A 4,384-nucleotide genomic window follows, 5' to 3' on the forward strand; every position below is an offset into this window, starting at 1 on the left:
CTCCACAGCGCGGGCCCGCGCGGCATCGCCCGGCCAGACGCGGGGCGACGGGGGCGGGTCCATGTCCACGACACGCGCATTATGGACAACGCGGTGAAGCTCATGGTCGGGCTTCAGAATGTGGCGTTTGCGCGCGAAGGTGAGCCAGGCCGTCGCCGAACCGCGCAGATCCACCACCACCTCGAAACGGCGGAAGAGAACGGCTTTCAGGAGCTTTCGCCAATGGCCCGCCCTTTTTTCCTTCCGCATCTCGATGATGCGGGTGACACCCGGCGCATGGGCAAAGACCTGCACGGCGAGCGGCCCGCAGGCTACCCAGAACTCGGCGCCCGGATAGCGCTCCATCAGCCCGCCCAGAATGCCCGTGGAGAGCACGGCATCGCCGATGCGGTTTGAAGCGATGAAAAGAATGCGCATTCGGCGTTCCGGCAGCAGCGGACAGGGAAACCCAGGGGGGATGGCAGCGCCAGCCACCATCCCCGGCGTTTATAGGAGGCGGCGGATAGGATGCCAAGGCTCGCCTGTCCTTCCGGCCTGACTTGCGGAGCGACAAAGGCGGTCCTACATCTTGTGGAAGGACAAACAAGGCGGGATGGAAATGACCGGGGCGACAGGCGGGGCGATGGCCTCCACGCTTGAGGGGCGGGGTATCATTCGGGTGAGCGGGCCGGAGGCACGAAGCTTCCTGCAGAACCTCGTGACCAATAATGTGGACCGCGCCGACGGCAAAAACCTTGTCTATTCCGCCCTGCTGACGCCGCAGGGCAAATTCCTCTTCGACTTCTTCATGACCGCCGACCCTGACGACGAGAGCGCCGTGCTGCTCGATTGCGATGGCGCGCGGATAGCCGATCTTGTCAAGCGGCTCACCATGTACAAACTCCGCGCCAAGGTGGAGATCGCCGATATCAGCACCGAACAGGCCGTGGTCGCCTTCTGGAACGAGGATGCGGCACCCATGCAGGAAGGACCGGGTCTGCCCGACCCGCGCCTTGAGGCCATGGGGCGGCGTGCGATCCTGCCAAGGGATGGGGTTGATGGCGCGATCAGGGCAGCGGGTGCCACCGCCGTGTCTGAAACTGCGTGGCACAGCCACCGCATTCAGCTTGGAATAGGCGATGCGGCACATGATTTTGAACCGGATCGGACCTTTCCGCTTGAGGTCAATTTTGCGGAACTTAACGGTATCGATTTCCACAAGGGCTGCTTTGTCGGGCAGGAAGTAACCTCGCGGACGAAGCGGCGCGGCAGCGTGCGCAAACGGCTTTTGCCTGTGCATGTGGAAGGTGACATGCCCGCGCCCGGCACGCCGGTGAAGGGCGGCATGCGTGAAGTGGGCACGATCCACTCTACCGACGCTGAAACGGGACGCGCGCTGGCGCTGCTGCGGCTCGACCTCATCAGGGGAGCGGTGCTGGAAGCGGAGCTTTCGGAAATCAGGCCGGAAGTGCCGGAATGGCTTGAGGCTAGCATCGGCAGTGGTGAAACCGCCGAGGTGGAAACAGATGGCGACTGACATCCAGCGATGCCCCTGGCCGGGAGAAGACCCGCTCTACATCGCCTATCACGATGAAGAATGGGGCGTGCCGGAATATGATGATCGCGCGCTTTTCGAGAAGCTCATTCTCGACGGGTTTCAGGCCGGGCTTTCCTGGATCACCATTCTCAGAAAACGAGAAAGTTTTCGCGAAGCCTTTGATGGTTTCGAACCGGAAGTGATTGCCCGCTACAAGCCCGCCAAGGTCGAGAAACTTCTCCAGAACCCCGGCATCATCCGCCATCGCGGCAAGATCGAAGCGACGATCGGCAATGCGAAAGCCTATCTCGCCATGATGGAAAGGGGTGAGCGCTTTTCAGATTTCCTTTGGGACTTCACCGATGGTGTGCCCGTCCAGAATAAATGGAAGCAGCTCTCGCAGGTGCCCGCAGAGACACCGATGAGCATTGCCATGTCGAAGGAACTGAAGAAGCGCGGCTTCAAGTTTTGCGGACCGACGATTGTTTATGCCTTCGCGCAGGCCGTCGGAATCGTCAACGACCATCTTGTGACCTGTCATCGCCACAAGACCTGCTCCGCATTGGCGCAAAACAAAAACTAATAATTAAGCACCGTTATGCGCTGCTGACTGCGCGCAATCAATGTTCCGCCACATTGTCGGCACATGCGAGCCACGTTGCGCGCATAGTTTCAAGTCCGTTCCAGTTCCAGTGGAGGGGATTCAAAAATGTTCAAGCGCCCCAAGGGTGTTTCCGACACTGCACCCGCACCGGATTCGTCCGGCGCGCGCAGCAGCGATGACGTGCAGACAAAGGGAACGCCATCAGACCCGCGCCCTGCAGAAAATCACACCGACGAAGACGACAAGGCTGGCACGCGTGTCGTCACTCCCTCTTATCAAGCAAGGAAGACGCCCGTGCGCACGCTTCAATCGACCAGCATCAATCCTTCATCCAGCAGCCCGGCCCCGGCAGCCAATCTCCATGTCGGCCGTGGCCTCAAGCTTGAAGGCAAGATCCAGTCCTGTGACTCGCTCGTGATTGAAGGCGATGTTCAGGCGACCATTGAAAGCGGCACGCTCACGATTACGGAAACTGGTAATGTGCGCGGCGATGCGACCGTTGAAGAAGCGGAAGTGAACGGTAAGTTCGATGGCACGCTGACCGTGAAGAAGTGCCTCACCATCAATTCCTCCGGCCGCGTGACGGGCACGGTTCGTTATGGCGAACTGAAAGTCGAACAGGGCGGTCAGGTGAGCGGCGAAATCCGCGCGGCGGATGCGGGCGAGGCGCCACGCCTTGCGGCCAGCAGCAAGGATGAGGCCAAGACCGAGAAGAAAGACGAGGCGAGCGGCCGCGCCGCGTCCATGATCTGAGCCCTGCTGCTCAGGGCACCAGCCAGCTGGCCGCCTCGCGCCCGCCTTCAAGGCGGAAGCGGGCGCGGCGGTTGCCTGCGCGGCTGAGGATGAGCATGTCTCTCTCCTCCACCCGAAATTCGATCAACGCGAAATTGGCGCGTCCTTCCTCAAGCCGTTCCAGCGGCGGGATGATTCCTTCCACATCAGAAGGGAGGCCCGACACCGGCCCTGGCGAGAGCGTGCCGGGCGCTGCGGTAACGAGATAGGCCCGGCGGCTCGGCGCCGCTGCACGCGCCCAGGCAACCTCATCACCCACGCGAATCTCCGCCCTTCCTGAGAGCCGAAGCTGCATGTCGCAGCGCGGATCGTGGAAAAGCAGCGCGGCGCGCGGGTTTTGTTGAAGTTCCGCCACCTTGGGGGAGCGGGCATCGGTGAAAAAGCCCAGTGTCCGGTGGGCTTCATCGGCAAAGCGCAGAATCACCGTCCGCACGGCAGGCAGCCCGCCTGCGCCAACTGTCGCGAGCGCAGGTTTACGCAAGGGAGAGCTAGGGTTTTCCAGCCCGTCCGCAATCAGCGCCGAGGCAAAGGCGGACATCTGCGTGAGTGTGAGAGCGCCTATCTCGGCCGCCTCCAGCGGTGCCTGAGGCAGTGAACTCCCCGCGCCGCCTGCCGGTTTACCCTCACTCATAGCCTCTTCCTCTCTCCCGGCCTGCTCGGCAGTAGCATCCATGGATGCGCTGTTCTATTTTAGCTTCCATGAACAAAGGGGGAGCCCCGCATCTTCATCCCGTATAAAGCGATACAGTCGCAGGGTTGAGATCGGCAGCGATATCAAGAACCGTCAGGTGAACAGTGAACAAAGTCGTCATAAGCGGGACGGGCGTTTTTACGCCACCCCATTCCATAAGCAATAAAGAACTGGTCGACAGCTTCAACACCTATGTCCGCAAGTTCAACGAAGAGAACGCGGCCGCCATTGAGCGAGGCGAGGTCGAGGCTCTGAATGAATCGAGTGTCGATTTCATCGTGAAGGCGTCGGGCATTGAAGCCCGCTATGTGATGAACAAGAGCGGCATTCTCGATCCCAACATCATGGCACCGCGCCTGCGCCAGCGCAGCAATGACGAGCCGTCCATTCTTGCGGAGATGGCAGTTGATGCGGCGAAAAAGGCCATGGCGCGGGCGAACAAGACGGCTGCCGATATCGACGCCGTTCTCGTTGCCTGCTCCAATCTAGAGCGGCCCTATCCGGCCATTGCCGTGGAAGTGCAAGACCTGCTCGGCATTGAAGGCTTCGGCTTCGACATGAACGTGGCCTGCTCATCCGCCACGTTCGGCATTCAGACCGCACATGACATGATCCGCTCCGGTTCTGCGAAATGTGTGCTGATCGTCGACCCCGAAATCTGCTCGGGCCATCTCAACTTCCGCGATCGCGACAGCCATTTCATCTTCGGCGATGTCTGCACGGCGATCATCGTGGAATCCGAAGAGACATGCACCGCCAAAGGCGCATGGGAGATTCTGGG

6 protein-coding genes are annotated in these 4,384 nt (G+C 60.8%); 4 read left to right on the forward strand and 2 right to left on the reverse strand.

The window, feature by feature from the left end; translation table 11 throughout:
* Window positions 1-417 (reverse strand): glycosyltransferase family 9 protein (locus tag WBF74_RS07515; protein WP_424437551.1); only part of this gene is annotated, 417 nt, incomplete at its 3' end.
* 181 nt (window positions 418-598) lie between these two features.
* Between WBF74_RS07515 and WBF74_RS07520 the strand changes: the two genes are divergently transcribed.
* From WBF74_RS07520 to WBF74_RS07530, 3 genes are all read left to right on the forward strand, one after another.
* Window positions 599-1,516 carry a YgfZ/GcvT domain-containing protein gene (locus WBF74_RS07520; RefSeq protein ID WP_424437554.1) on the forward strand — a complete coding sequence of 306 codons (918 nt, stop codon included), beginning with the start codon at window positions 599-601 and terminating at the stop codon, window positions 1,514-1,516.
* Window positions 1,506-2,099, forward strand: coding sequence for a DNA-3-methyladenine glycosylase I (locus tag WBF74_RS07525; RefSeq protein ID WP_424437557.1), 594 nt, complete (start codon window positions 1,506-1,508; stop codon window positions 2,097-2,099). The genes WBF74_RS07520 and WBF74_RS07525 overlap by 11 nt, the downstream gene beginning before the upstream one ends.
* 126 nt (window positions 2,100-2,225) lie before the next feature.
* Window positions 2,226-2,873 (forward strand): bactofilin family protein, encoded by a 648-nt coding sequence (locus WBF74_RS07530; protein ID WP_424437560.1) that lies wholly within the window; start codon window positions 2,226-2,228, stop codon window positions 2,871-2,873.
* Window positions 2,874-2,883: 10 nt separating this feature from the next.
* Here WBF74_RS07530 and WBF74_RS07535 read toward each other — a convergent pair whose 3' ends face one another.
* Window positions 2,884-3,543: a pyridoxamine 5'-phosphate oxidase family protein gene (locus WBF74_RS07535; protein ID WP_424437563.1), complete on the reverse strand. Its 660-nt coding sequence runs from the start codon at window positions 3,541-3,543 to the stop codon at window positions 2,884-2,886.
* A gap of 164 nt (window positions 3,544-3,707) precedes the next feature.
* Between WBF74_RS07535 and WBF74_RS07540 the strand changes: the two genes are divergently transcribed.
* A partial coding sequence (locus WBF74_RS07540) for a beta-ketoacyl-ACP synthase III (RefSeq protein ID WP_424437566.1) occupies window positions 3,708-4,384 on the forward strand: 677 nt, incomplete at its 3' end.

The organism is Parvibaculum sp. (assembly GCF_049672805.1).
In the GTDB taxonomy this organism is placed as follows: domain Bacteria; phylum Pseudomonadota; class Alphaproteobacteria; order Parvibaculales; family Parvibaculaceae; genus Parvibaculum.